Below are 25,230 nucleotides of genomic sequence, written 5' to 3'. Positions count from 1 at the left end.
GGCGCGCAGCCGCGTCACCTCGAGACCTCCGCCCAGACCACCTTCCCGGTGTCCGTCCAGCGCACCCCCCACCGGGTGGTGAGCCGGTGCACGATGCTCAGGCCACGGCCACCGTCGGCGAGCAGGTCGACCCGCCTCACGCGCGGTCTTCCGTTGCCGGTGTCACCGACCTCGCACAGCAGACCGTGACCGGACCTGATCAGCCGGACCGTGACGGGGCCGGCGGCGTAGCGCACCGCGTTCGTGACCAGCTCGCTGACCAGCAGCATCACGCTGTACCGGGTGTCGTCCCGGGTGCGCCACTGCCTCAGCAGGGCGGAGACCTGCGCGCGGGCGCGGGCGGGGGCGTCGCGGCGGGCGGGCAGTCGCCAGGTCGCCGTGTCCTCCTTGCGGTAGCCGATCATCCGAGCGAGCAGCAGGGTCACATCGTCACGCTGGCGCGCGGGGGCCACCGCCGAGACGATGTGCCGTACGGCCTGTTGCAGGGCGTCCCAGGGATGCACCACGGACACGGCGCCCGCGAGCCTGCCGATGCCCTCGTCGATCGACAGTGCGGGGTCCTCCACCAGACCGTCGGTGTACAGGGCGAGCAGGGAACCCGGCGGTGCGGCGAACGTGTACACGTCGAACGGCTCGCGCAGCGCGAACTCGGCGCCCAGACCGGGGTGAGGGCGGACCGGGAGCGGCCCCGCGTGCCCGTCCGGGGAGACCAGAACCGGGGGGAGGTGGCCGGCGCTGGACAGCGCCACGTCGTGCCTGACGGGATCGTAGAGGGCGATGCAGCAGGTCGACCCGAGGGCGCTGTAGCCGGCCGCCAGTCCGGAGTCCGCGTCGTCCAGCATCGACACGGTCTCGTCCAGGTGCTCCAGTACCTCGTCGGGTGCGAGCCCCGCGGACAGCAGCGCGCGGGCCTCCATACTCAGCTGGCCCATGGTCGCCGCGGCTCCCAGGCCATGGCCGACGACGTCACCGACCACCAGCGCGGTACGGCCGTCGGGCAGGGGGAAGCTGTTCACCCAGTCGCCGCCGACGCCCGCGCTGTCGGGGGTGGCGGGCTGGTAGACGCTGGCGATCTCGACGGTGGCGCCGCCCGTGCGCGGCAGGAGCCTGCGCTGCAAGGCCAGCACCTGCGTGTGCTCGCGCTGGTGCTGACGAGCCAGGTCGACGTGATGGGCCGTCCTGGCCACCAGTTCCTGCAGGTCGAACAGCTCGCTGTCGCGGAAGGGGCAGTCGGCCCGGCGCCAGACCTCCGCCACGCCCAGCACGACGGGCGGAGTGCCGTCCAGGACCAGTGGTATGCACGCCACACCCGCCGACCGGTCGCTGGGCACCAGGGCGCGCGCGACGCGTGGGCTGCCGAAGACCCGCTCGACCGCTTCCCGGTCGGGTACGACGATGGTCTGCGGGGCGTCGTCCCGCAGTACCGCCTGCGTCAGCAGGCGACTCGCGTCGCCGGGCAGGTCGTCGCCCGGGGTCATGTACCCCTCGGGCCATGCACGGTCCGGCACCAGGGCCGCCCGCCGCAGCCGGATGCGCCCCTGCCCCTTCCCGGACACTCCCTCGCCCGTCCAGACGGCGAAGTCGAGGTCGACGGCGGCGACGTCACCCCAGGCCAGCAAGGACTCCGCCAGGGACTGTGCGGTCTCCCCGATGTCCAGTGAGGTGCCGATCGCGGTCTCGGCGGCGTAGAGGTGCAGCCGCCTGGCCATGGCGATCAGGGAGACGGTCAGGCCCTCCTCCGGCGCCGCGGCGGGCAGGATGCTCATCGAGACGACGAGCTCCGAGCCGTCGCCGCGCCGCAGGCGCTGGATGCGGGCGACGTGCGCCTCACCGCTCTGGAGAACCTGCCGCAACCGCCGTGTCACCGGCGCTACGTCCCCCGGGGGCAGCAGCTCGACGAACGACTTCCCGGCCCCCGCCTCCAGGCCCCTGAACACGGGGGCGTCCAGGTTGCAGCGGGTGATGTTCAGGTCCATGTCCAGGTTGACGGCGCCGAGGATCTGCTCCTGACGGCTCGCCGTCGGGTCGTCGGGGACCCGTGCGCCCGTGGGGCGGTCGCCCCGCGCGTCGGCAGAACCGGCCGTTGCCGCTCCACCGCGCGGGATGTAGCGCCCCAGGGCGCGGCTGACCAGGTCGAACGCCGAGGAGGACGAGGGCGGGGGTGTGGAGTCCATGCGGCTCTCTCAGCAATCCCCGGCACGGTGCCGGGGCAGTGTGCGGACCCGTGCGGCGGGGCCCCGAGATCCCTGACCGCACACCTCATTGAATAACACGGGGGCCGGTTCGACCACACCCGGCACTCTGCCCGGCGAACGCGGAGAGCGGCCCCGGTAGCCCGGCCGCAGCCATCGGCCGCGTGTCCCGGCCGCCGTGCGCCGGTAGGACGTCGGTGCTGCTCACACTGGCCCCATGCCCGATGCGTCCCCGGTGCTCGAGACCGATGTCCGGCGGGTGGCCGTCATGACCGTGCTCACCGTGCTGGCGGGGGCCGTCGACGCCGTGAGCTTCCTGACCATGGGGAAGGTGTTCTGCGCTCTGGCCACCGGCAACGTGCTCTTCCTGTCCTTCGCCCTGGCCGGGGAGGGCGCGGTGCCGGTGGCGCGGCCCGCCGCCGCGATCGGCGCCTTCGTGGTCGGGGCGGCCGCCGGAGGCGTGGTCCTGACGTGGCTCGCGGAGCGCGGACGGCCTTGGTTCCCGCTCGGGCTCGCCTGCGAGGCCGTGCTGCTGGCGTCCGCCGGGGCACTGGCCCTGGCGGAGCACGGCACCGGGGCCGTCGCCGCCGACGACGACCGCAAAACCGTCGCACTGGTCGCGCTGGCCATGGGAGTACGCGCGTCGACCGCTCTGCGGGTCCATGTGCCGGGCATGCCGACGCTGCTGAGCCAGACGGCCATCGCCGAACTCGTCAACGACGTGCTGAGACGCCCGGGGGCGACACTGCGGGGGATGACGGCGAAGCAACGGCAGGCCAGGACGCGGTGGACGGCCACGGTGGGCGGGATCTTCAGCGGCGGTGTGCTCGGCGCGCTGCTGCTGGTGCCGCTGGGCACGGGACGGGCGCTGCTCGTCATCGCGGCGGCGGTACTGCTCCTGGCGGCGGTGGGCACGGTCGCACCGCCGCCACGTGAAGCGGAGGCGGCCCCGGGGAACACCCCCTAGGACCCGGAGCAGTGCCGCGCCCCGCCACCCGGGCCGGCTGCTCGGGCGGCGGCCGCGGAGCATCGGCCTCCGGGCGAGAGGGCCGCAGTTCGCCATCCCGGGGCCGCGTCGGCAGGATGGGCCCATGACCGAAATCCGCACACCGCGTCTTGTCCTGCGCCGATGGCTCGACGACGACCTCGTCCCCCTGTCCGAGATCCACGCCGATCCCGTGGCGATGCAGGGCATCGGCGACGGCAGGCCGCGCTCGCTGGAGCGGACCGCCGAGGACATCGAGGCCTGGGAGGAGGAGTGGGACGAGGAAGGGTTCGGGATGTTCGCGGTCGAACTCCTGGGCTCCGGTGAGCTGGCGGGTGCCGTGGGTCTGTCGGTGGCCGACGCCCCGGCCGGGATCGCCGGCCAGGTGGTGATCGGCTGGCGGCTCGGGCGAGTCTTCTGGGGTCAGGGATACGCCTCCGAAGCGGCGCACGCCACGCTGGAGTTCGCCGTGCAGGACCGCGGCCTGGATCGCGTGGCCGCCGTGTGCCGAGCGGACGACCGAGCCTCCGCGAACGTCCTCGACAAGCTCGGCATGGAGGCGGAGGGAACGGCACAGCACCCGGTCCACGGCCACGACCTCGCGCTCTACGGCATCGACCTCACCCAGTACCAGGAGTAGCGCCCGACGCGCCCGGTGCCGGGGGGTGACGTCACCGGTCGTCGCGGCCGCCGTTCTCCACCACGGCTGACCGCTCACCCGTCACCCCAGGCGGAGGACGGCGCATCAAGCCGACCATGCCGATCCGGTGACGCGCTCGACCATGGACGAGCGTCGGAAGACGGGGAGGAGGTGTTCGCGGCGCGCAGGCGTCGTCGGTCCGCGCCGCCGGTGCGTCACCGTCTCCGGCCCGAGCCGCCCGGTCAGCCGTTCCGCTTCCGCACGGCCGCGTCGAGGACGGTGCCGAGTTCGCGGGCCACGGTCGTCAGGGCCCGGACGTCCTGCTCGGCCCGGGCCAGGAGGATCGCCCCCTCCAGGCTGCTGATCATGAGGGTGGCGAGGGCGCCTGCCCGTTCCTCGGGCACGCCCATGTCCGTCAGGGCTTGGGCGACCGCGCAGGTCCAGGTGGCGAAGGCGGCGGATGCCGCCTGCCGCGTGGAGGCGACCGACTCCGCACAGTCGACCGTGGCGGCCGCCACCGGGCAGCCGCCCGCGAAGCCGGCGGCCTCGTATTCCTCGGTCCACTGACGCACCATCGCGGCGAACAGCGCGCTCGGCGTCGGCTCGGGCAGTGCGGCCAGGAAGCGGGCGACCCGGCCTGCCGCGTATCCGCCCGCCCAGCCCACCGCCTCGTCGACCAACTGGGTCTTGCCGCCGGGAAAGTAGTGCTGGAGCGAGCCCCGTGGCGCCGCGGCGTCGACGGCGACCTGGCGCATGCCGGTGGAGGCCACCCCCTCCCGCCGGATGAGCTGGGCCGCGCTGAAGACCATCCGCTCGCGCGGTCCCCGTTCGGCCTTTCCCATCATCGACCTCCAGCACCTTTCGCCGCACGGATTTCCCCGAGCCGCACTCTATGACCGCCGTCATAGCCGCGGCTACTATGACCGCTGTCATAGTCAGGGGTGACAGCGGTGGCCCGGCTCCACGGGAGCCGGAGGAGGCGGTGCGTCATGTACGTCGGTTTCATCGGTCTGGGGGTCATGGGCCGGCCCATGGCACTGAACCTCGCTCGCGCCGGCATCCGACTCGTGGTCTGGAACCGCACCCCCGAGCGATGCGAACCGCTGCGTGCCCTCGGCGCCGACGTCGCGCCGAGCAGCGCCGAGGTCTTTGAGCGGGCGGCCACGGTGTTCCTCATGCTGGCCGACGAGGCGGCCGTGGACACCGTGCTGGGACGCGGCACCCCGGACTTCACCGTGCGGGTCGCCGGCCGCACCGTCGTCCACATGGGCACGACCTCGGCCGAGTACTCCAGCGGTCTGCAGGACGACATCCGGGCCGTAGGCGGGCGCTATCTCGAGGCCCCGGTCTCCGGAAGCCGCGTCCCCGCCGAGCGGGGCGAACTGGTGGGGATGCTGGCGGGCGACGACGACACCGTGGCAGCGGTACGGCCGCTGCTGGCCCCCATGTGCCGGGACACGTTCGTGTGCGGGGCCGTCCCGGGCGCGCTGCTGCTGAAGTTCTCGGTGAACCTGTTCCTGATCACCGTGGTCACGGGCCTCGCCGAGGCGTTCCACTTCGCCGAGCGGCACAGGCTCGATCAGCGTCTCCTGCGGGATGTCCTGGACGCGGGCCCCATGGCCAGCGCCGTCTCCCGGGTCAAGGCGCCGAAGCTGCTGGAACGTGACTTCTCGGTCCAGGCGGCCACCGCGGACGTCCTGAAGAACAACCGCCTGATCGCCGAGGCCGCCCGCAGGACCGGCCTCGCCTCCCCGCTCCTCGACGTGTGCCACGCCCTCTACGACGAGACCGTTCAGCAGGGCCACGGCGGCGAGGACATGGTCGCCGTGGTGCACGCGCTGGAGGCCCGGTCCGCCCGCACGCCCGTTCCGGCGGACCGGGCCGCCGGCCCGGCCGCTCAGGAGTCGCTGAGCCGTGAGCGATGAGTTCGCGCGGCGGATCGAGTCTGCCCCGGTATGACGCGCATCATCGCTGACATCTCGGTCTCCCTCGACGGATTCGTCACCGGTCCCGACCCCGGCCCGGACAACGGTCTGGGCACCGGTGGCGAGGCCCTGCACACGTGGGCGTTCTCCGACGACCCGGAGGACCGCCGGGTCCTGCGCGAGGGGACGGCCCGCTCGGGCGCCGTCGTCCTCGGGCGCCGGCTCTTCGAGGTGGTCGAGGGGCCGCACGGCTGGGACGACACGTCCGGCTACGGCGCGGGCGAGGTAGGCAAGCCCGCCTTCGTCGTCGTGACGAGCGCGCCGCCGGAGTCGGTGCGGCTCACCGACCTCGACTGGACGTTCGTCACCACCGGGCTGGCCGACGCCGTCGCCGCCGCGCGGGAGCGGGCGCAAGCGGCGTCGACGGCCCGTGGCCGGGACCTCGACGTGATCCTGATGGGCGGCGGCGCCACGGTCGGCTCGGCGCTCGACGCCGGGCTGGTCGACGTGCTGTCGCTGCACCTCGCGCCCGTCCTGCTGGGCGCCGGGACGCCGCTGTTGACCGGTGGAGCGCCGCGCACGCTGGTGCAACGGAGCGTGACCTCGACATCGACCGTGACGCACCTGACCTACGACGTCCTCCGGTGATCCGCATGTCCCCTCTCGACGTCAACGGAATCGCCCTGGGTATCGAGTCGTTCGGCGACGACGACGCGCCGCTCCTCCTGCTCCCGGGCGGGACGACCGGCCGCGGCCGGGGAGGGTGACTCCTCACTGCTGCGGCTGGCGCCCGTGCCGGGCACGGCGACCGTGTGGTCGGTCGGCCGCGCGGGCGGCCCGGAGGGCACGTTCGCGCCGCGCATCCTGGGGTTCGGCTGAGGAGGAGCGGCCCGGTTCCCGTGGCGGACCGGACTGAACGGGTGCCCGGCCGGGTCGGCGTGCATCGGCCCCGAAGTCGAGGTGGAGCCGCTGCCGCCCGGCCGGGTCCCGCCGGAGCGGCGGCCGGTGTTCCTCAGCTCGCCGGACGGCGAGGACGACACCGGACGCCGTCTGCGAGGCGGCCCGGACGTCACTCCAGGCCCACCGCGGGTCCGGCTACTTGCGGGAGGCGAGGTATTCCTCGACACCCGGTGCGGAATGGGCGTCTTCCAGGTTCACCGCGGCTCCCACGGCCTTGGCGTCCGGCTTGTGCACATAGGTCGAGGTGCTCGCGGGCTGCGCCTTGTCGGAGAAGTTCTGTGCGGTGCCGAGGCCGACGTCGACCTTGGACTGGGAGCGGTGGGCCTTGACCACGTCCTCGCGGGTGAGGCTGCCCTTCTCGCAGGCCTTCTCCAGGTCGGTGCCCATCAGCCGAGCGGCGTTGTAGCCGGACAGCACGCCGGAGTCGACGAGGGAGTCCGGGTACTTCTTCTGGTAGGAGGCGACCATCTTGCGCACGCCGGGCAGGTCGGAGCTGACCGCGGGCGCGGCGCTGACCACGTTCAGCATGGCCGTGAGGGCCGGTGCGGCCGGTGTCTTCATGAGCTGCGGGGCGTAACCCGGGGCGCTGCTGACCACGGGCACCTTCAGACCGCGGGAGGCCGCGACGCCGACCAGCGACGCCGTCTGGGCCGGTCCGGCGCTGATCAGGATGGCCTTCACGCCTTCCTTGCGCAGCGCGGAGACCTGCGCGGACAGGTCGGTGTCGGTGGCCTTGATCTTCTGGCCGACGACCTTCACGCCGGCCTTCTTCGCGGCCCACTGCGAACCCTCGAGGGCGTTGGCGCCGTAGTCGCCCTCGAAGTAGACGTGGCCGATCGTGTCGCCCTTGGCCAGGCCCTTGGTGCGCGTGAGGAAGTCGACCGCGGCGATCATGTCGATGTCGTAGGTGGTGCCCAGGACCTGGACCGCGTCCCGGTCCAGCAGGGAGGCGGCCCATGCCTGCGGGAAGGTGAGCAGTGCGTCGCGCTCGATGTCGTCGAGCAGCGCGGCCATCACGGGTGAGCCGATGACCTGGGGCAGCGCCACGACGTCCGCGGAGAGGTCGGCGTAGGCGGTGACGGCCTTCTGGACGTCGTAGCCGTGGTCCTTGACGACGATCTCGATGCGCCGGTCGCAGATGCCGCCGCGGGCGTTCACCTCGTCCGCCCACATCTGCTGGGCCTGCACGATGCTCTTGCCGAGGGTGGCGTAGGGGCCGGTGAGGTCCGTGAGGGCGCCGAGTCTGATGACCTTGTCGGTCACTCCGGGCCCGGTCTTGACGCCGTCGGCGCCGTCGCCGGTGCTGCCGGAGGAGTCGGCCTTGGAACTGCATCCGGTGCCCGCGAGCAACAGGGCCGCCAGGGCGGTGGCCAGAAGCGTTCTGGTGCGTGGTGCGGTGTGGTGCGTGGGCTTCACGGGGTGGGCTCCTTGGCTGGTGCGGCGGGCGTGTGCGGTCGGGACGGGGAGGTGGTGTTCGCGGGTGGTGGGGCGGCGGTTCGGCGGGCGCGCAGGCGGGCGCGCAGGCGGCGGATCAAGCCGTGCAGTCCGTCGGGCGCGAACAGCAGGATCAGGACGATCGCCGCTCCGTAGAGGTAGCGGGCGGCCTCGGTGGGGCCGACCGTGCCGCCGGTGGTGCCGGGGGCGGCCACGAGGGGCAGCTGGTCGGCGTAGCGGGTCATCAGCAGGGGCAGCGCGGTGACGAAGACGGCGCCGGCGGTCGCTCCGGCCACCGACCCCAGCCCGCCGATGACGATCATGGCGAGGTAGTCGACGGACAGCACCAGGCCGAAGTAGTCGGGCACCACGCGGCGGAAGGAGAGTGCGAGCATCACCCCTGCCAGCCCGGCGTACATCGACGAGACGACGAAGGCCGCCGAGCGGTAGCGGGAGACGTCCACGCCCATCACCGCGGCCGCGGTCTCGCTGTCGCGCAGCGCCACCAGGGCACGTCCGGGACGGCCCCTGAGCAGTCCGCGGGCGGTGAACCAGGTGACCGCGAACAGCGCCAGTCCCAGGTACCACAGCCGTTCCTCGGAGCCGAACGGCACCCCCAGCAGGGTCAGTTCGGAGTCCGCGGAGAAGGAGAAGCCGCCCAGTTCCAGCGGTGGCACGGAGCGGCCGTTGAAGCCGCCGGTGACGGAGTCCGCGGTGAGCAGGACGTGATGCCCGAGGAAGACCAGGGCCAGGGTGGCGACGCCGAGGTAGATGCCGCGCACCCGGCCGGCGACGGGGCTGAAGAGTCCGCCGGCCGCCCCGGCGAGCAGGACCGCGAGCACGGCGGCCACGGCGGTCGGGAGGCCGGGTCCGGGCTCACCGGCCAGCCATACGTAGCCGTAGGCGCCGACGGCCAGGAAGAAGGCGTGGCCGAGGGAGAGCTGGCCCGCCGTTCCGGACAGCAGGCCGAGGCCGACGGCGCCGACGGCGGCCGCCATCGAGAACAGTCCGATGCGCAGCCAGAACGCGTCGAGGTAGAAGGGCAGGGCGCACAGGAACGTGACGGCCGCGAGGGTCAGGCCCAGGCGGATCGCACGGGTGCGGGAGAGTCGTTCAGACACGGACCGCCGCCTTCGCGCCGAACAGCCCGGTGGGCCTGACCAGCAGCACCAGCACCATCACCGCGTAGGGGGCGACGTCGCCGAACCCCTCGCCCAGGACGTGCAGATCGGACTGGTAGCCCGCCACGAGCGCCTCGGTCATGCCGATCAGCAGGCTGCCCGCGAGGGCGCCGGGCGGCGAGGCCATCCCGCCGAGGATCGCCGCCGGGAACGCCTTCAGGGCGATCTGCCCGGTGGTGCGCTCCAGTCCGGGTGCGGGGAACGCCGCGAGGAAGACCGCCGCCAGGGCGGCCAGCGCTCCGGCGAGGCACCAGGCGAGCATGCGTATGCGCGCCAGTCGCACGCCCATCAGGGAGGCCGCTTCCACGTCCTCCGCGGCAGCACGCAGCGACAGGCCCCACGAGGTGTACCGGAACAGGGCGAAGACGCCTGCGATGACCACGCCGGAGACCACGATCGCGGCGATCCGGCTGTCCGCGACGGTCACCGGCCCGAGCCCGCTGACCGCGTCGCCCCAGGGGTCGCCGAGTGAGAGCAGGTCGCCGCCGATGCGCCGCGACAGGTCGGTGAGGATGAGGATGTCGACGCCGATGGTGACGATGGTCTGCACGTGGGCCGTGTGCGGGTCCGCTCCCCCGCCGGTCTGGAGCAGGAAGCGGTCCATGGCGCCGGCCACGGCCGCCGTGATGAGCACCGACAGCGCGAGGGCGCCGGCGAAGCCGAGGTCGTCGTGGAGTACGGCGGTGAGGTAGCCGCCGAGCAGCAGCAGGGAGCCGTGGGCGAAGTTCATGACGCCGGAGGCCTTGAAGATGATGACGAAGCCGAGGGCGACCAGGGCGTAGACCGCGCCGAGGGCGAGGCCGTTGAAGACGTTGTCCAGGAGGGTGGTCATGCCGCGTCCTCCTGCTCGGCGCCGGTGCCGAGGTAGGCGCGCAGCACCTCGGGGTCGCGGCGGACCTCGTCCGGGGTGCCGTGGGCGATGACGCGGCCGAAGTCGAGGACCGTGACCTCGTCGGCGAGCCGCATGACCAGGCCCATGTCGTGCTCCACGAGGACGACGGAGAGGCCGAGTTCGGCTCGCACGGTGTGCACGACCTCCACCGTGCGGGCGCGTTCGGCCGCGTTCATGCCGGCGACCGGCTCGTCGAGCAGGAGGACGCTGGGCTCCAGGCACAGGGCGCGGGCGAACTCCACGCGCTTGCGGTCGCCGTAGGACAGCAGGGCCACCGGGCTGTCGAAGTGCGTGGCCAGGCCGGTCAGTTCGGCGATCTCCCGAGCCCGGCCGAGGTGCCCGCGTTGTTCGCGCCGGGCGTGCGGCAGGCGCAGCGCACTGGCGGTGAACCCGGCCCGGGTCAGGGCGTGGCGGCCGAGCATGAGGTTGTCGGCGACCGTGCCCTGGGTGGTGACGATGTTCTGGAAGGTGCGGGCGACGCCGAGGGCGGCGATGCGGTGCGGAGCGAGCCGGGTGAGGTCGGCGTCGCCGAGTCGTACGGTGCCCGTGGCCGGGCGGCACAGCCCCGACAGCACGTTGAAGCAGGTGGACTTGCCCGCTCCGTTGGGTCCGATGAGCGCGTGGACGGAGCCCGGGGCGACGGTGAAGGACACCGCGTCGAGGGCGGTGAGCCCCGCGAAGCGGACGGTCACGTCCGTCACGGTCAGTTCGGGCGGTGCGGTGGTGCGGACGGTCACGCGGCTCCCTGCCCCTCGGTGGTCGCGGCTCTCGATGCGGGCCCGGTGCCTTCTTCGGTGGTTTCGCCCAGGTACAGCCGCTTCACGGCGTCGGTGCGGGCGAGTTCGTCCGCGGGCCCGGAGAGCCGGACCTCGCCGACCTCCAGGACGTGGGCGGTGTCGGCGAGGGACAGCGCCATGCCCGCGTTCTGCTCGACGAGCAGGACGGCGGTGCCCTGGGCGTTGATCTCGCGGACGACCTCGGCGATCCGGTGGACCATCTGGGGGGCGAGGCCCAGGGAGGGCTCGTCGAGCAGGAGGAGGCGCGGCGCGGCCATGAGGGCCCGGCCGATGGCGAGCATCTGCTGTTCGCCGCCGGACAGCAGCCCCGCCGCCTGGCGGGTGCGTTCGGCGAGGCGCGGGAACAGGGCGAAGACCCGGTCGCGGGCGTCGGCGACCCGGTCCGGACGGCGGCGTCCGAGGCCGAGGCCGCCGGAGCGCAGGTTCTCGTCGACGGTGAGTCCGGCGAAGACCCGGCGTCCCTCGGGGACCTGCACGACTCCGGCGCGTACCGCGGCCACCGGGTCGCGGCCGTCGAGGCGCGTGGCGCCGTAGCGGATGCGGCCTGCCGTGATCGCGCCGCGGTGCAGGCGCAGGGTGCCCGACACCGCCCGCAGCAGGGTCGTCTTGCCCGCGCCGTTGGCGCCGAGCAGGGCGACGACCGTGCCGTGCGGGACGGTCAGGGACACGGAGCGAAGGGCGGACAGGGCGCGGCCGTAGGTCACGTCGAGGCCCTCGACGTGCAGGGCGGGCTCTTCGTCCGGTGGTGCTTCGGGCATCACGGCTCCTCGGATCCGTGCCGTCGGGCACGGGTGCTTCGGGGGAAGGGCAGCTCACGACAGCACGGGCCCGGGCGCGCGGTACAGGCGTTCGGACCGGGTGGCTGCGCGGTCCCAACGCGGGTCGGCGGGGATTGTGCGGCTGCCCAGGGTGGCGACCGGCCGGGGCCCCGGAAGCTCGGGGACCTCCGGAAGCCGGAGGCCCCGGGCAGCCGCGCTGCCCTGGTCGTGCGTGCCGGGTCGCTTTCCTCGCCCGGCAGGCGTCGGCGGAGCGCCCGTCAGCCGGGCAGCAGGCGGCGCGCCGTCAGGGCGAGGCTGATCTCCACCACGTCGTGCGGACGCGCCAGGGAGCGGCCGATGAGCTGCTCGCAGCGGCGCAGCCGGTTCAGGACGGTGTTGCGGTGGCAGTACAGCCGTTCACCGGCTCGCTGCGCGGACCCCTCGCAGGCGAACCAGGCGACCAGGGTGTCCAGCAGAACGTCCCGGTCGGACGGTTCGAGCCGCAGCAGCGGGCCGAGCACCCGCTCGGTGAGGGTCGCGCCGAGCTCAGGGCAGGAGACGACCAGCGCCTCGGGCAGGTGCTCGTCGAGCCGGACGGTGCCGCCCTCGGGCGGGCAGATGCTCAGAGCCAGGTCGGCCAGCCGCCGGGCGTCCGCGACGGCGGCGAGTCCCGTCACGGCGCCTCCGACCCCGATCCGGCATCCGGCCCGGCCGTCGGTGGGCAGGCCCAGGGCCACCACGGGGTCCCGGCCGGCCTCCTCGTCCCCCATTTCGCCGAGCAGGACGATGCCGTAGTCCGCCTCCACTCCCGTGTGCCGGTAGACGCTGCCGCCGGGCGCGGGATCCTGCGGGCCTCCGCCGGTGACCGCGACGACGACGTACCGGCCGTGCTCCGGCAGGCACAGCCGCTCGGCGGTCTCGGGCAGGTCGGCGATCCGGCTCGTGCCGTCCAGGAGGGCCGCCGCCAGCAGACGCACCCGGTTCTCGCGCCGCCAGGCGAGCTGCCGCTCTGCCTGCCGGTAGGCGTCCGCCACGAGGGTGCAGTGCTCGTCGACGAAGTTCCACACGTCGGTGGCCACGTGCACGAGGAGCCGGATGTCCTCCGGTTCCGAGCGGGTGGTCTCCTCGACCAGCCGCTGCCACACCAGGGACCCGCCCAGCCGGAACGCGTGCAGCAGGGCGTCCAGCGGCAGCCCCTGCTCGGCCCGGACGACACCGATCCGCCAGGTGCAGCGGTGGGCGGCCTCGCGGGTGCCGCGCGGGTCGAGCAGCGAGGTCACGCTGTGCCGCAACGAGCGGTGAACCTCTTGCCAGGTGGCGGCGTGATCGTGCTCCAGCGCCGTCCGGTACGCCGGTTCCTGCTCGCGCAGGACCGCCAGCAGCCGGTCGGTCAGGTCCGGCAGGTCGTCGAGCAGGGCACGGGCCGCACGGTGCAGGACGCGCAGCGCGTCGGCGTCGATCAGCGACCGGATCCGGCGTGTCCGCGGCTGCGGAACGGGGGTCGGCCCGGTGCGGAACGTCGTGCGTGTGCGTGCGGCAGGATGCATCGCGGTCCTCCCCCGACTTCGGCCTTCCGGCAGCGCCCGGCGCCGGCCGGGCTCAGCGGCGTCCGGCGGGTGCGCTGCGCGTTCGGCCGCCGTCACTCCATAGTCCTGCCTCGAGAATGACATACCGTCCGGTCGGTCTCCAGAGGCGTGCGGCAGCCTTTTCGACCGGGGGAGCGGGTCTCAGCGGCTCTCTTGGTCGACCAGACGGGCCAGCTCGACGCGGGAGCGCACGCCGAGAGCCGCGAAGACGTTGCGCAGGTGGTAGTCGACCGTGCGGGTGCTGACGGCCAGCCGCTGGGCCACTTCCCTGTTGGTGGCGCCCTCGGCCACGTGGCGCGCGATCCGCAGCTGCTGCGGCGTCAGCCGCGAGAGCCCCGCGCTCGGCTCCGTGGCCGACGCGGCTCCGTTGGCGCGCAGCTCGCCGCGCGTCTGGTCGGCCCAGGCGCCGGCGCCGCAGCGTTCGAAGGCGACCAGGGCGGCTCCGAGCCTGCCACGGGCCTCCCGCAGCCGACGGCGCCGCCGCAGCCACCGGCCGTAGAGAAGCTCGGTGCGGGCACGCTCGAAGTCGCCGTCCGACGCGTCGTGCAGGGTGAGTGCCCTCAGGTAGAGCTCGTCGGCCTCACCGTCATCGGCGGCCAGCAGGGCACGGCAGCGCGCGAGCTGGGCGGGCGCGTGCGGATCGGCACCGAAGGCCGCCCACCGGGCGAGATCGTCCACGACCCCCCGCGCGTCTTCCGGCTGCCCGGCGAGCACCGCGGCCTCCACGAAGCAGGGCACGGCCAGCATCCACACCGCGAAGTGACCACGCCGCGGACCGGCCCCGACGAGCGGGCCGAGTCGGTCGGCGGCCTCCAGGGGACGGCCGCGGGCCAGGTCGGCGCGGGCGATGGCCCACTCCGCCAGCGTCGCGGCCTGCGCCAGGCCATGGCGACGGGCGGTACGCAGGGCGGCCGAGGCGTGGGCCGCGACCGCGGCGGTGTCCCCCTCGATCGAAGCGGCCAGGGCGAGCAGCACGTGATGGCTCGCCGCGATGTTGCGGTGGCCCGCCAGCAGAGCCGCCCGCACGCCCTCCTCCGCGTGGGCGCGGGCCTGTGCATGGCGCCCGGCACGCAGCTCGCCGTACGCCAGGTACTCCAGGGCCCGTGCTTCGTATGCGGCGCTTTCCGCGTTCCGGGCGGCCGCGAGGGCGCGTGAGCCTGCGGTGCGAGCCGCCCGGACGTCACCGAGCAGCAGGGCCGCCGCCGCGGCGCGCAGCAGCCGCTCCGGACGGCCGTCGACGTGCGCCTGGGCCAGCACGCGCCGCAGCGGCCCGGCCGCGTGCTCCGGCCTGCGGGCCAGCAGAGCCCGCAGGCCGTCGCGGTAGTCGCGCAGGAAGGGGTCCCGGGCCCATTCCGGCCCCGGCCCCGACTGCCCGCCCTCGGGTACGGTCCCGTGTGCCGCGGTGTCGGGTGCGGCGCACCCCACGGCCCGCGCCGGGTCCTCCGCACCGTCGAGGACGGCCAGACAGGCCGGCACGTCGCCCGAGGCCCATGCGGCGTCTGCCGCGCAGAGGCGAGCGGCCTCGGCCGTCTCGGGGGCGTGCAGGGCCAGCAGGGATGCGGCCAGCAACAGGGACTCGCGCGCGTCACCCACCGGCCCGTCGAACAACTGGCGTATGCCGCGCGCGAGTTCGGCACCACCGCGGTCCTCGGCGGCCGACCGGGCGGTGTCCCGCCCGGTCCGGCTCCCGGTGCGGGGTGCCGTCCGCGCCCTGCTGCTTTCTCCGGTCATCCAACGGAGGTTACTTGCGCGTAAGGAAGACCGGAACACTGACGTCCGGGCGTCCCAGCGTGCAAACTCGCAGCTCCATCCGCGCGTCGGCCGAGTTCGGCCGGGGGACGGTGTGTGCCGCGGCCCAACGGCCAGCCCTCCCGGCCGTGCCCCGGCACGCCGCCGGCGGCGGACGCGGGTGACGCGTCCGCCGCCGGTTCGCCCCTCGCTGCCGCCTACCGCAGCCCGGGGGCGCGGGACATCAGGAGCGGTGCGGGCAGTTGCCCCGGTACTCCTCGATGGTCAGGCTCGGCCGGGGCAGCGGGCACAGGAACTGCTCGTAGCGGGTGTCGTTGTCGATGAACCGCTTGAGCCAGGAAACGCTGTACTTCGCGATCGTCGTGTTCGACGAGTTGGGCGTGAAGTGAGTGGCCGAGTTCAGCTCCAGATAGGCCCGGTCCAGCGACGAGGACAGACTCGAGTAGAAGGGCTCGGCATGGGAGGCGACCGGGGCGATGGAGTCCCCGTCGGCTCCGAAGATCAGGGTCGGCGTGGTGACCTCGGGCCAGGTCTTGTCGAGGTTCCACGGGGTCAGCGGGATCGCCGCCTGGAGGGCCGGGCGAGACTTGGCGGCCTCCAGACTGCCGCCGCCGCCCATCGAGTGGCCCATCACACCGAGGCGAGAGGCGTCGACGCGGCCGCGCACCGAACTGCGCTGGGTGAGGTGGTCCAAGGCGGCCAGGAGCTGGCGGCCGCGCGAGTCGGGCTGGTCGAGCGTGGTGAGCGTGTCGATGGTGAACACCACGAAGCCCTGTGAGGCCAGGCGCGGCCCGAGCCAGGAGATGGACGACTCGTAGGCGGTGTAGCCGGGCGAGACGGCCACCGCGCCGAACGTGCCGTCACTGGTGCTCGTCGGGTAGTAGATGGTGCCGCCCCCGAATCCGGTGACGGACAGCGAGGAGACGGACGTCTGCGACACGGCGTACGGGCCGCGCAGCGCCTCGATGCTGGAGGTGGTGGGGGCCGGGCCGCGCTCGTAGGGGTTGTCCGCGGCGTGGGCGCCGGGGCCGGCCAGGGGGCCCAGGCCGACGACGACGGCGAGCGCCGCCCCGGCGGCGGCCAGTCGCCCGGCCCGGCGCCCGCGTGAGCCACGGTCGCGAGGGGGTGAATCGGTGTGGGGATGGAGTGGCACGACGAGTCGTCCTCTCTGTCGTGGCGGTCGGCCCGTTCACGGGCACGCGGGACCTGGGGAGTCCGCCGCGTGCCGGCGACGGGCACCGCCGTCGGGCTGGCTGTGCCACTGTCGGGGACCGGCCACCGCGGGCGGACCGGCAATGTCACCGGTCTTGTGACGCCGGCGGACACTGATCGACCGCACCGGGCACACCGGGCCCCCCTTGCCGGCCTGGCTGCACGCGCCTGCCGGATCGCAAGGCGACCCGCTCGACGGCACCGCCACCGGCCCGCGGGTGATCCGGGAGCGGCCCCGGACGTCACGGACGCCCGGGGCCCGCGGTTGCCGCACCCCCCGGGGGCCTGACGGCCCGGAGTGCCGCGAAGCCCGAGCGTTCACGGAGAAGGTGACCGCCGATCCCGGCCGGTGCCGGATCGTCCGCGTCGACGATCGGCGGGAGCCCGCCGGCCGGCTTCGCCGGTGCCGGCACGGCTTCCAGATCCGGCTCCCGGATGCGGCCCCGCATGCGGCCCGTGCGCGGCCCGGCTGAGCCGGCGCGCACCCGCCCGGTCCAGCGGCGACCGCCCAATCGTCACGGAACCGGGCCACTCCCTGGTCCCGGGTCCGGCCTCACCGCCGCCCGCGTCGAGCACGCCGAGACGGCGGGCAGCGGCCCGTGACGGACACTCAGCCGGTACGCGGGACGCGGCGCGTACGGTGATTCCAGCCGGACTCCCGGCCGCTGCGCGTCGCGGCTCACCACCTCACCCCGGGATGCAGGGCCCCGCCGGCACAGGACGTCGCGGATCGGCTCCGGAAAGCCGAAGCGGCCGTGCGCGCGGTCTGGTGAGCGCGTGCACGGCCGCGACGGCCTGGTGCGGAATGCCCGCAGTCCGCCGGGCATCCCTCTCGGGGGCGCGATCGGTCAGTCCACGATCACGTCGGCTCGCACCACCGGCGCCCGCCCGGCCAGTGCGCCGCCGAAGTTCCCCTCGACCTCCCTCTTCTCCGCCGCGTCGGGATACGGGTTCGCGCACGAAACACCCGCGCTGGAACCGGACATCAGGCTGGAGCACGGACCGGGCTTGCGGTCCGGCAGGCCCAGGATGTGGCCGAGCTCGTGCGCGGAGATGCGGATCGTGTGGTAACCCTGCTCAACGGCTTGGCGCCCGATGTACACGGTCCCGTTGCCCAGGGTGGTGGGCAGGGCGCGCGGCCAGCCGTTGTCCGCGAGGACCCGGATGTTCGCGCGTTGTCCGGCCGCGACGGGCCGCAGCTCGACGGCGTCGACACTCTCGTTCCAGATCGCGGCGCCGCGATCGACGGCGCTCCTGAACTCCGCGGAGCCGGCGGCGTCATAGGTCAGGACCCGGGCGGCCGGCGCAGGGGGCGCGGCGGCGGCGACCTGGCCACCCGTCAGGGACATGGACACCAGACAGGCGGCGGCCAGGCCGCCGGTCAGCAGGCGGACGTGCATGATCGACCTCCTCGTGGGGAAAGGGCAGTCGTGCTCATGACATTCTTTAGCCCCTTGCCCAGCGCGGTCCCCACCGAATCCGTCGAACGGGGTACGCCCACCGCATGCCGGACCGTCAGGCGACGGCCGCCACCGAGACACCGATGACGATGAACGACCAGCCGGTGGCCAGCTCCCAGCGATGACGGACCGTCGGCCGCGTCAGCAGGGCTCGCAGCCGCGCGGCGACGACGACGAGGGCGAACCAGTAGACGACGCCGATGATGACGTCCAGCATGCCCAGGAGGAAGATCTGCTGCGCCAGCGATCCGTTGCCGTCCGCGAACTGCGGCAGGACGCTGAGGAAGAACAGAGCGGCCTTGGGATTGAGCACGTTGGTGAGGAAACCCTGTGTGAAACCGGACCGGAAACGCCCCCGGGCCGGGCCGTCCTCCCGAGGGGCGTACGCTGCGGCCTCGTTCGAGCTCCTCCGTTCCCGAGCGGCCCGGCGGGCGGCGAGTACGGCCCGTACACCCAGATACACGAGGTAGGCCGCCCCCATCAGTTTGATCGCGTCGTACACCATGGGTGAACGGGTGGCGATCACCGAGAGACCGGCCGCGGCGGCCAGCATGTGCACACACAGGCCGGTCTGCGCGCCGAGCGCCGCGGCTCTGCCTTTCGAGGGGTCCTCGGCCGCCGATCTGACCACCACGAGGAAGTCCGGGCCCGGCACCAGGTACGCCACCAGGACGACGCCGAGGAAACCGGCCAGGTCGACCGCCATCCGCCCTCCACTCCGCGCTTCCAAGACACCCGTGCTCCACCTCCGTCGGCACCTCCAGCACCGGCCACCGACGCGACGGCCTCGCCGGGTACCCCGGTGCGGGCCGCTCGGACAGCCCCACGGCAGTTCCATCAGCCACGGCTCGAACGCCACACGTCCGACCGCCACCTGGCCGGCCCTGGCCGCCGCCCGGGGCGCAGTGGACCTCATCAACCTGGGGTTCGGTGGCAGCGCGCTGCTCGACCCGTTCACCGCCCACGCGATGCGGGACACCCCCGCGGATCTGATCAGCGTCGGGGGACGCGAAGGCTGCCCGCGGGGCCGCCCCGACCGGCTGGGGGATCAACCGGCGGAGGGCGAGGGCCTCGTACCGGGATCACGGGCCGTCGCGGTGCGGGCCGGGGCGTCACTCGCATGCCGGGCCGGGGACGCCTGCCGGTGGAATTCCATGGTCATGCGGTCCGGCTTGACCGTGACCACGGCCTGCGGCCGCGGCGCCCGGGACGTGAGCCGGAAGGTCGGCCAGGTTCGCAGGATGGTCGCCAGGATGATCTGGAGTTCGGCCCAGGCGAAGTTCTCGCCGATGCACTTGCGGCGGCCGTCGCCGAAGGCGAGGAACGAACCGCGGGTGGCCGACACGTTCTCGGGTGTCCAGCGGTCCGGGTCGAAGGCGTCGGGGTCGGCGAACACGTCGGGGTCGTGCTGGTGCAGGTAGGGGCTCCAGACCACGTCGGCCCCCTCGGGGACGAGATGCCCGCCGAGGTCGAGGTCGCGGGTGGCGGTCCGGGTCACCAGCCAGGCCGGGCCGTACGTGCGGATGGCCTCCTGCAACACCCGGCGTGCGTACGGCAGATGATCGAGGTCGTCGTAGGTCAAGGGGCGGTCCGCGCAGGCCGTGGCGAGTTCCTCGCGCAGCCGCCGCTCGACCCTCGGGTGTCGGGTGATCTCGTAGAGGGTCCAGGCCAGGGTGGTGCCGGTGGTCTCGATGGCGCCGGTCAGCAGGGTGATGGCCTCGTCCTGGAGCTGCTGGCGGGACAGCGGCTCCTCGGCGGTCAGCAGTGTGTCGAAGAGGCCGGTCCGCTGCTCCCGGGCGGCCGCCGCCTGCGGGCATCCCGCTTCGGCCGCCGCGGCCCCGGCGTCGGCGGGAGCCGGCCGGCTCGTACGGTGGTCGACGGCCTGGTCGATCAGGGCACGCAGGCGGGCGACACGCCGCGCGTGCGCCCGGTTGGCGGGGAGCGGCAGCCGGGTCGCCCAGGGCGGGAGAATCGTCTGCCGAATCGTTCCTTTCATGATCTCAGGCATCAACGCGGTGAACTCGCCCGCCAGATGCCCGGGCAGGTCCGCGCCGAACAGGGCGACGAGGAAGGCCGCGAGCGTGACCTCGTTCATGTCCTCGTACACCGCGCGCGGCTGCGCTTCGGGCCACGCGCCGACCGTCGCGGTGACCTGTTCGATCATGGCGTCACCACGGTCGGCGATGTGCGCCTTGTTGAACATGGGCTGCATCAGGCGGCGGTTGCGCAGGTGGGCGTCTCCGTCGGCGATGGTGGCGAGGCCGTCTCCGAAGAACACGCGCAGGGCGTCGATGATCCTGCCGCCCTTGACGTAGTGCGCGGCGTCGGTCACGAGGACCTTGCGGGTCAGGGCGGGGTCGGTCACGACGTAGGCGGGCGTGGGGCCGATGCGTATGCGGACGACCGGGCCGTGGTCGCGCAGGGAGGTGATGAAGGGCAGGGGATCGCGAGCGAGCCGGAGGCCGTGGCCGATCAGGGGGAGCCCGCCGGGGGCGGTCGGGGTGGGCGACGTCGTGGGAGCGTTCATGGCCGGTTTCACTCCTTGCGGGGGCGTCGACAAACGATCGATGCATGCCCAACGCATCCCCGCGCGATTCCGGCCGTCCGTGCTCTCTGTGTCACACCCGACCGGCACCTGCCTGCCGCCGAGGGGCCGGGAACGCGGTCGCGCCGAGACCGGGAGCCGGGTCCTTCGCCTTGGCGCGGCGGAGGACCCGGCTCCCGGTGGGGGCGGATCAGGACGACTGGGCGCTCTGGTAGAGGTTCTGGGCGTCCGCGCCGAAGTACGGGCCGTACATGGAGTTCGGGAAGAAGTTGTACTTGAAGCTGTTCACCGAGGACTGCAGGCCGGTTCCGGTGGCCTCGTCGAACTGGGTGAACCACGGTCCACCGCTGGAGCCGCCGGTCATGTTGCAGGTCAGGCCGTGGTCGTCGGACAGCAGGAAGTCCCGGGTGGTGGTGCCGCTGCAGTAGATGAACTTCTCGCCGTCGTACGGCGCGGCGGCCGGGTAGCCGAAGGAGTACATGGCCTTGTTGTAGCCGGTGTTGAAGGCCAGGCCCTGACCGCCGACGACATCGGTCAGCTTCTTCCCGTCCAGCGGGGCGACCACGGCCGCGCCGATGTCGTAGTTGATGTCCTCGCTTGCCGTCCACTGCGGTGTGGACAGGGTCTTGGAGGCGGTCCAGGTACCGTACGGGCGCTGCCCGTCGTGGTAGCCGGGAACGAACACCCAGTTGGTGTGCCAGGCTCCCTCCAGCTTCACGCAGTGGCCCGCGGTCATCACCGTGCTCTTGTTGGCGCTGGTGACCGCGTTGCCGGAGCAGGACGCGGTGCGTCCCTGGTAGGTGAAGAACACCCGCCCGGCGGTCTTGGTCACCGCTCCCCCGCCGGACCAGGGTCCGCCCCGGTGCGGGAAGGCCAGCGGGCCCGCGGCGGAGGCGGGAGCACTGGGGGCCACGATGGTGGTCTTGCCCTTGCGGAGTGCCGGCGACCGCACGTCGGAGCGGTCGACGGTCAGGACGTCGAGCGGGGTGGCCTCGCGCATCCGCTGCGGGGTCCAGAAGGCCAGGGCGCGTTCCTGCGCCGAGGGGGTCATCAGGCCGGGGTCGGGTGCGGCGCTCGCCGGTGCGGCGGTGACGCCGGTGGCGAGGAGCGCGGCGACGCCGGCGAGCGCGCCGAGGACGGAGCGGCGGACGCGGGTGGTGCCGCCGGTGGAGGGAAGTCTGCGGGGTTCGCCCATCACGCGGTCTCCTTCTGCTGTGGGGGCCGGGCGACGGGGAGCCCGTCACCCGGTCAGGCAGGGGTGTCACTGCGGACAGTCAGGAGGCAGCGTGCCACCCGGAGACCGATATGGACAGGTGCATGACATGACGATGGCCAAAACTCCACGCTCTCCCCGCACGGACGGGACATGCGGGCACAGATAAACCCGGCCTCGTGTGAGGCCGGGTTCGGGGAGTGCGCGGCTGGTGTCAGAGGATCGGGCCGGAGCCGCTGGGGCCGCCCGGCTCGACGCGGCCGCGCCAGGCGCCGGATTCCACTCCGCGCTCCTCGATGTACTGCTTGAAGCGCTTCATGTCACCCTTGATCCGGCGGTCGATCGTGCCCATCACGTCCGCGGCCTTCTCCACGGCTCCGCTGGGCTCGACATCCATCACGAGCTCCACCCTGGTGTGGTTGTCGTCGAGACGCTCGAAGCGGACCGAGCCCCTCTGGTGCGTGTCTCCGCTGGTCGTGCGCCACGTGACCCGCTCGTCGGCCAGCTGGTCGACGATCTCGGTGTCGAACTCGCGCCGTACCCCGCCGATCTTGGTGGTCCAGTGGTTGTGGCGGTCGTCCAGTTGCCTGACCTCTTCGACGCCCTCCATGAAGTTCGGGAACTCCTCGAACTGCGTCCACTGGTTGTAGGCGGTATGGACGGGGACGTCCACCTCGACGGTTTCCTTGACGGTGCTCATCTGTATGCCTCCGTATTCACTGATCGACTGCAGGAGGCCCATCGGCCCACTCAGGTCCGGGCCCGCGGAGGTCGAGTACCCGGGATGCCGCGGTTGCCACATCGGATGCGATCAGCGGATCAGGCCGCGGGAGCGGTGGTCCTCGGCGTCTGCGAGCGCAAGCCGTGGCCGGGCCCGGGGCTCAGGCGTGGACCAGGGCGGCGGCAGCGGCCGGGGCGGAACACTTCCCTGCCCGTCGAAGTGCCGGCCGGCGAGGAGGGGCCGGAGACCGGTCCGCGGGCGCGCACCGCAGCGGTCCGGCCCCGGATCAGAACCGGTCGTGCTGCTGCGGCTGCCCGTGCGCCTGACCGCTCGGGCCGTCCGCGCCCTGGATCTGCAACCGCTCCGCCTGTTCCTTGGTCACCTTCTGTTCCGCGCCGCAGAAGGTGCACTGCGTCAGGTACTTCGTGGAGATCGGGAACAGCGGGACGAAGAACAGGCTGAACTTGGTGACGCGCTTGCGAAGGGTGTGGGCGGCGGGATTTCCGCACTGACCGCACACCAGCGTCAGTATCGCCAACTGGTACAGGTATCCCTTGGTGCCGAAGATGATCACGTGTCGGTCCTTCCCGGGTCGGATCTCCACCCAGTGTCCTGTATCGCGGGCATGCCAGGGGCGCGAGCCCTTCGTTCGTGTGGAGAGCCCGACGGGGGCTGGTCCACTCGGGTGACGGCGGGCCGGGTGCCTCCCGGGGCGCCGATACGGTTCCGCGGTAACCACGATCTCACCCGAAACGCAGTCCGTGCCCGCCGACGACCTGGGTTCTCTCGTTGTCCAGTCCTGGCGGGGCACGACCCCCGACGGGAACGTCCCCTACCTCCTGGCCTGTTCCCTCGGAGACGGTCCGAACGGTCCGGAGGGCACCTCGAAGGCCATCGAGCAGCTGCTGCTGAGCGCCGGGCTCCCCTGGGCGAGGGACTCGTCCACGCGGTCCAGCGGCCCAGTCTGCCGGTGAGCCTGCTCGTCGTACCCGGGTCGGCCGTCCTCACCCGGGGGGTGCAGTACCTCAAGTCCCAGTTCGTCCCGCCGGAGACCTGGCTCGAGGCGGTGGGCGAACTCGGCTTGGCCTACCTCATCTTCACCACCCGGCCGTGGCCGCAGGGCGCCGAGCCCGGTGACGTCGAGACGCTCGCCGCCTTCACCTCCGACGAGGACGCGATGGCCGCGGCGGCGCATGTCGTCCCGCCCGCGCGCAGCCTGCGCGGCTGACCGGCGGCACGGCCCAGGGCCACGTACGGTGGCCCGGGCCGTGCCGCGCTCGAGGTCAGGCGGGCAGGACCGGGCCGTGCTCGTGTCAGGCGGACAGGGCCGACAGCACCACGGACCTGGCCTCCTCCTGGACCCGGCCGAGGTGGTCGGGTCCGAGGAACGACTCGGCGTAGATCTTGTAGACGTCCTCGGTGCCCGAGGGGCGGGCCGCGAACCAGGCGTTGTCGGTGGTCACCTTGATACCGCCGATGGCAGCTCCGTTCCCGGGGGCCTCGGTGAGCACCGCGGTGACCGCGTCCCCGGCCAGCGTGTCCGCGCTGACCTGGGCCGGAGAGAGCTTGGCGAGCAGGGCCTTCTCCTCGCGGGTCGCGGGGGCGTCGATGCGCGCGTAGGCCGGTTCGCCGAAGCGGGCGGTCAGCGCCGCGTAGTGCTCGGAGGGGGTCTTGCCGGTGACCGCCGTGATCTCGGAGGCGAGCAGCGCGAGGAGGATGCCGTCCTTGTCGGTGGTCCACACGGAGCCGTCCCGGCGCAGGAAGGACGCCCCGGCGGACTCCTCCCCGCCGAATCCGATGGTGCCGCCCGCCAGTCCGTCCACGAACCACTTGAAGCCGACGGGCACCTCGACCAGCTCGCGGCCCAGGTCGGCGGCGACCCGGTCGATCATGGCGGACGAGACCAGGGTCTTGCCGACGCCGGTGGTGGCCGGCCAGCGCTCGCGGTGGGCGTAGAGGTAGGAGATGGCGACGGCCAGGTAGTGATTGGGGTTCATCAGGCCCGCGTCCGGGGTGACGATGCCGTGCCGGTCGGCGTCGGCGTCGTTGCCGGTGGAGATCTGGAAGCGGTCGCGCTGCTCGATGAGCGAGGCCATCGCGTACGGCGACGAGCAGTCCATGCGGATCTTGCCGTCCCAGTCCAGCGTCATGAACCGCCAGGCGGGGTCGGTGTGCGGGTTGACGACGGTCAGGTCCAGACCGTGCTGTTCGGCGATACGGCCCCAGTAGGCGACCGACGCCCCGCCGAGCGGGTCGGCTCCGATGCGAACGCCGGCCGAGCGGATCGCGTCCAGGTCGAGCACGCCGGGCAGGTCGGCGACGTAGGTGCCCAGGAAGTCGTACCGGCCGGTGGTGGGGGCGGCGAGGGCGCGGGGGTAGGAGACACGCCGTACGTCCTTCAGGCCGCTCCGGATGATCTCGTTCGCCCGGTCCTGGATCCAGGAGGTCGCGTCGGAGGCGGCGGGGCCCCCGCTGGGCGGGTTGTACTTGAACCCGCCGTCGGCGGGCGGGTTGTGGGAGGGCGTGACGACGACGCCGTCCGCGAGGCCGGTGGTGCGGCCCCGGTTGTGGGCGAGGATGGCGTGCGAGACGGCCGGGGTCGGCGTGTAGCCTTCCGCCTCGTCGATCAGCACGGTCACCTCGTTGGCGGCGAACACCTCCAGGGCGGTCACGCGCGCGGGCTCCGACAGGGCGTGGGTGTCGGCGCCCAGGAAGAGGGGGCCGTCGTTGAACGCGCTCGCCAGTGACGATCCGCGGTGTCCGGAGGTCCCGAACGTGACGCGCTGCCCCGGGTCGTCCGGGTCGGGGCGGAGCGCGTAGTACGCGGTGACGAGCCGAGCGACATCGACGAGATCTTCGGGTCCGGCCGGACTTCCCGCTCGCTCGTGCTGCATGGGGCCGCTCCTCCGCATGGGTTGATCCTTCGCTTGCGCTCTCATCCTTCCTCGTCACAGCGGCGCCGCGCGAGGGGGGCACCCCG

Annotated in this window: 20 protein-coding genes and 3 pseudogenes; 6 read left to right on the top strand and 17 right to left on the bottom strand. The window is 73.1% G+C overall.

Going from position 1 to position 25,230, the window contains the following annotated elements; genetic code table 11:
- Positions 1-14: 14 nt before the first annotated feature.
- The gene (locus ABTX62_RS17440) at positions 15-2,174 is read right to left on the bottom strand and encodes an ATP-binding SpoIIE family protein phosphatase (protein ID WP_352116964.1); all 2,160 of its coding nucleotides are present in this window, start codon (positions 2,172-2,174) and stop codon (positions 15-17) included.
- A 235-nt stretch (positions 2,175-2,409) separates the two neighbouring features.
- Here ABTX62_RS17440 and ABTX62_RS17435 point away from each other — a divergent pair, with 235 nt between their 5' ends.
- Together ABTX62_RS17435 and ABTX62_RS17430 are read left to right on the top strand one after the other, a co-directional pair.
- Positions 2,410-3,159, top strand: coding sequence for a DUF1275 family protein (locus ABTX62_RS17435; RefSeq protein ID WP_352116963.1), 750 nt, complete (start codon positions 2,410-2,412; stop codon positions 3,157-3,159).
- Between the two features lie 124 nt (positions 3,160-3,283).
- The gene (locus tag ABTX62_RS17430) at positions 3,284-3,817 is read left to right on the top strand and encodes a GNAT family N-acetyltransferase (protein WP_352116962.1); all 534 of its coding nucleotides are present in this window, start codon (positions 3,284-3,286) and stop codon (positions 3,815-3,817) included.
- 242 nt (positions 3,818-4,059) lie between these two features.
- Here ABTX62_RS17430 and ABTX62_RS17425 read toward each other — a convergent pair whose 3' ends face one another.
- On the bottom strand, positions 4,060-4,659 hold the full coding sequence (locus ABTX62_RS17425) for a TetR/AcrR family transcriptional regulator (RefSeq protein ID WP_352117006.1): 600 nt from the start codon (positions 4,657-4,659) through the stop codon (positions 4,060-4,062).
- Between the two features lie 147 nt (positions 4,660-4,806).
- On the opposite strand from ABTX62_RS17425, the gene ABTX62_RS17420 reads away from it, so the two are divergent.
- Entirely contained in the window at positions 4,807-5,742 is a 936-nt protein-coding gene (locus tag ABTX62_RS17420) for an NAD(P)-dependent oxidoreductase (protein WP_352116961.1), read from the top strand.
- A 30-nt stretch (positions 5,743-5,772) separates the two neighbouring features.
- Positions 5,773-6,390 (top strand): dihydrofolate reductase family protein, encoded by a 618-nt coding sequence (locus tag ABTX62_RS17415; protein ID WP_352116960.1) that lies wholly within the window; start codon positions 5,773-5,775, stop codon positions 6,388-6,390.
- 447 nt (positions 6,391-6,837) lie between these two features.
- Here the strand turns inward: ABTX62_RS17415 and ABTX62_RS17410 are convergent, their stop codons facing one another.
- From ABTX62_RS17410 to ABTX62_RS17365, 10 genes and pseudogenes are all read right to left on the bottom strand, one after another.
- Positions 6,838-8,118: an ABC transporter substrate-binding protein gene (locus ABTX62_RS17410; protein ID WP_352116959.1), complete on the bottom strand. Its 1,281-nt coding sequence runs from the start codon at positions 8,116-8,118 to the stop codon at positions 6,838-6,840.
- Positions 8,115-9,227, bottom strand: coding sequence for a branched-chain amino acid ABC transporter permease (locus ABTX62_RS17405; protein ID WP_352117005.1), 1,113 nt, complete (start codon positions 9,225-9,227; stop codon positions 8,115-8,117). The genes ABTX62_RS17410 and ABTX62_RS17405 overlap by 4 nt, the downstream gene beginning before the upstream one ends.
- 22 nt (positions 9,228-9,249) lie before the next feature.
- A complete protein-coding gene (locus ABTX62_RS17400) occupies positions 9,250-10,149 on the bottom strand; it encodes a branched-chain amino acid ABC transporter permease (RefSeq protein ID WP_352116958.1) in 900 nt (299 codons plus the stop codon).
- Positions 10,146-10,946 carry an ABC transporter ATP-binding protein gene (locus tag ABTX62_RS17395; protein ID WP_352116957.1) on the bottom strand — a complete coding sequence of 267 codons (801 nt, stop codon included), beginning with the start codon at positions 10,944-10,946 and terminating at the stop codon, positions 10,146-10,148. Before ABTX62_RS17395 ends, ABTX62_RS17400 begins: the two co-directional genes overlap by 4 nt.
- Positions 10,943-11,764: an ABC transporter ATP-binding protein gene (locus ABTX62_RS17390; protein ID WP_352116956.1), complete on the bottom strand. Its 822-nt coding sequence runs from the start codon at positions 11,762-11,764 to the stop codon at positions 10,943-10,945. Before ABTX62_RS17390 ends, ABTX62_RS17395 begins: the two co-directional genes overlap by 4 nt.
- Positions 11,765-12,042: 278 nt before the next feature.
- Positions 12,043-13,311 (bottom strand): PucR family transcriptional regulator, encoded by a 1,269-nt coding sequence (locus ABTX62_RS17385; protein WP_352116955.1) that lies wholly within the window; start codon positions 13,309-13,311, stop codon positions 12,043-12,045.
- A 180-nt stretch (positions 13,312-13,491) separates the two neighbouring features.
- Positions 13,492-15,000, bottom strand: a pseudogene (locus ABTX62_RS17380) (LuxR C-terminal-related transcriptional regulator); the annotation flags it as partial.
- A 322-nt stretch (positions 15,001-15,322) separates the two neighbouring features.
- Positions 15,323-16,252: a bis(hydroxyethyl) terephthalate hydrolase gene (bdeA, locus tag ABTX62_RS17375; protein ID WP_352116954.1), complete on the bottom strand. Its 930-nt coding sequence runs from the start codon at positions 16,250-16,252 to the stop codon at positions 15,323-15,325.
- Positions 16,253-17,159: 907 nt separating this feature from the next.
- Positions 17,160-17,711, bottom strand: coding sequence for a snapalysin family zinc-dependent metalloprotease (locus ABTX62_RS17370; RefSeq protein ID WP_352116953.1), 552 nt, complete (start codon positions 17,709-17,711; stop codon positions 17,160-17,162).
- 115 nt (positions 17,712-17,826) lie between these two features.
- Positions 17,827-18,477 carry a LysE family translocator gene (locus ABTX62_RS17365; RefSeq protein WP_352116952.1) on the bottom strand — a complete coding sequence of 217 codons (651 nt, stop codon included), beginning with the start codon at positions 18,475-18,477 and terminating at the stop codon, positions 17,827-17,829.
- Positions 18,478-18,580: 103 nt separating this feature from the next.
- Between ABTX62_RS17365 and ABTX62_RS17360 the strand changes: the two are divergent.
- A pseudogene (locus ABTX62_RS17360) lies at positions 18,581-18,772 on the top strand (SGNH/GDSL hydrolase family protein); the annotation flags it as partial.
- Between the two features lie 47 nt (positions 18,773-18,819).
- Here ABTX62_RS17360 and ABTX62_RS17355 read toward each other — a convergent pair.
- The 4 genes from ABTX62_RS17355 to ABTX62_RS17340 all read right to left on the bottom strand — a co-directional run bounded on the left by ABTX62_RS17355 (position 18,820) and on the right by ABTX62_RS17340 (position 22,824).
- The gene (locus ABTX62_RS17355; protein WP_352116951.1) at positions 18,820-20,298 is read right to left on the bottom strand and encodes a cytochrome P450; all 1,479 of its coding nucleotides are present in this window, start codon (positions 20,296-20,298) and stop codon (positions 18,820-18,822) included.
- 208 nt (positions 20,299-20,506) lie between these two features.
- Entirely contained in the window at positions 20,507-21,511 is a 1,005-nt protein-coding gene (locus ABTX62_RS17350; protein WP_352116950.1) for a trypsin-like serine peptidase, read from the bottom strand.
- Between the two features lie 232 nt (positions 21,512-21,743).
- Positions 21,744-22,229 carry an SRPBCC family protein gene (locus ABTX62_RS17345; RefSeq protein ID WP_352116949.1) on the bottom strand — a complete coding sequence of 162 codons (486 nt, stop codon included), beginning with the start codon at positions 22,227-22,229 and terminating at the stop codon, positions 21,744-21,746.
- Between the two features lie 307 nt (positions 22,230-22,536).
- On the bottom strand, positions 22,537-22,824 hold the full coding sequence (locus ABTX62_RS17340; protein WP_352116948.1) for a zinc-ribbon domain-containing protein: 288 nt from the start codon (positions 22,822-22,824) through the stop codon (positions 22,537-22,539).
- A 187-nt stretch (positions 22,825-23,011) separates the two neighbouring features.
- Between ABTX62_RS17340 and ABTX62_RS17335 the strand changes: the two are divergent.
- A pseudogene (locus ABTX62_RS17335) lies at positions 23,012-23,478 on the top strand (DUF5949 family protein).
- Between the two features lie 85 nt (positions 23,479-23,563).
- On the opposite strand, the gene pgm reads toward ABTX62_RS17335, so the two are convergent.
- Positions 23,564-25,144, bottom strand: coding sequence for a phosphoglucomutase (alpha-D-glucose-1,6-bisphosphate-dependent) (gene pgm / locus ABTX62_RS17330; RefSeq protein ID WP_352116947.1), 1,581 nt, complete (start codon positions 25,142-25,144; stop codon positions 23,564-23,566).
- Positions 25,145-25,230 lie beyond the last annotated feature (86 nt).

The sequence above is a fragment of the Streptomyces sp. NPDC096046 genome, from assembly GCF_040303285.1.
GTDB lineage: Bacteria > Actinomycetota > Actinomycetes > Streptomycetales > Streptomycetaceae > Streptomyces.
The sequence above is the reverse complement of the archived record's forward strand: the minus strand, read 5'-3'. Positions and strand labels throughout refer to the sequence as shown.

Bases quoted from the DNA above. Each gene is read 5' to 3' on its own strand.
- ABTX62_RS17385 (WP_352116955.1), bottom strand. From the start codon at position 13,311: ATGCATCCTGCCGCACGCACACGCACGACGTTCCGCACCGGGCCGACC.
- ABTX62_RS17425 (WP_352117006.1), bottom strand. From the start codon at position 4,659: ATGGGAAAGGCCGAACGGGGACCGCGCGAGCGGATGGTCTTCAGCGCG.
- ABTX62_RS17415 (WP_352116960.1), top strand. From the start codon at position 5,773: ATGACGCGCATCATCGCTGACATCTCGGTCTCCCTCGACGGATTCGTC.
- pgm (WP_352116947.1), bottom strand. From the start codon at position 25,144: ATGCAGCACGAGCGAGCGGGAAGTCCGGCCGGACCCGAAGATCTCGTC.
- ABTX62_RS17345 (WP_352116949.1), bottom strand. From the start codon at position 22,229: ATGAGCACCGTCAAGGAAACCGTCGAGGTGGACGTCCCCGTCCATACC.
- ABTX62_RS17435 (WP_352116963.1), top strand. From the start codon at position 2,410: ATGCCCGATGCGTCCCCGGTGCTCGAGACCGATGTCCGGCGGGTGGCC.
- ABTX62_RS17400 (WP_352116958.1), bottom strand. From the start codon at position 10,149: ATGACCACCCTCCTGGACAACGTCTTCAACGGCCTCGCCCTCGGCGCG.
- ABTX62_RS17420 (WP_352116961.1), top strand. From the start codon at position 4,807: ATGTACGTCGGTTTCATCGGTCTGGGGGTCATGGGCCGGCCCATGGCA.
- ABTX62_RS17390 (WP_352116956.1), bottom strand. From the start codon at position 11,764: ATGCCCGAAGCACCACCGGACGAAGAGCCCGCCCTGCACGTCGAGGGC.
- ABTX62_RS17370 (WP_352116953.1), bottom strand. From the start codon at position 17,711: ATGCACGTCCGCCTGCTGACCGGCGGCCTGGCCGCCGCCTGTCTGGTG.
- ABTX62_RS17440 (WP_352116964.1), bottom strand. From the start codon at position 2,174: ATGGACTCCACACCCCCGCCCTCGTCCTCCTCGGCGTTCGACCTGGTC.
- ABTX62_RS17430 (WP_352116962.1), top strand. From the start codon at position 3,284: ATGACCGAAATCCGCACACCGCGTCTTGTCCTGCGCCGATGGCTCGAC.
- ABTX62_RS17355 (WP_352116951.1), bottom strand. From the start codon at position 20,298: ATGAACGCTCCCACGACGTCGCCCACCCCGACCGCCCCCGGCGGGCTC.
- ABTX62_RS17365 (WP_352116952.1), bottom strand. From the start codon at position 18,477: ATGGCGGTCGACCTGGCCGGTTTCCTCGGCGTCGTCCTGGTGGCGTAC.
- ABTX62_RS17350 (WP_352116950.1), bottom strand. From the start codon at position 21,511: ATGGGCGAACCCCGCAGACTTCCCTCCACCGGCGGCACCACCCGCGTC.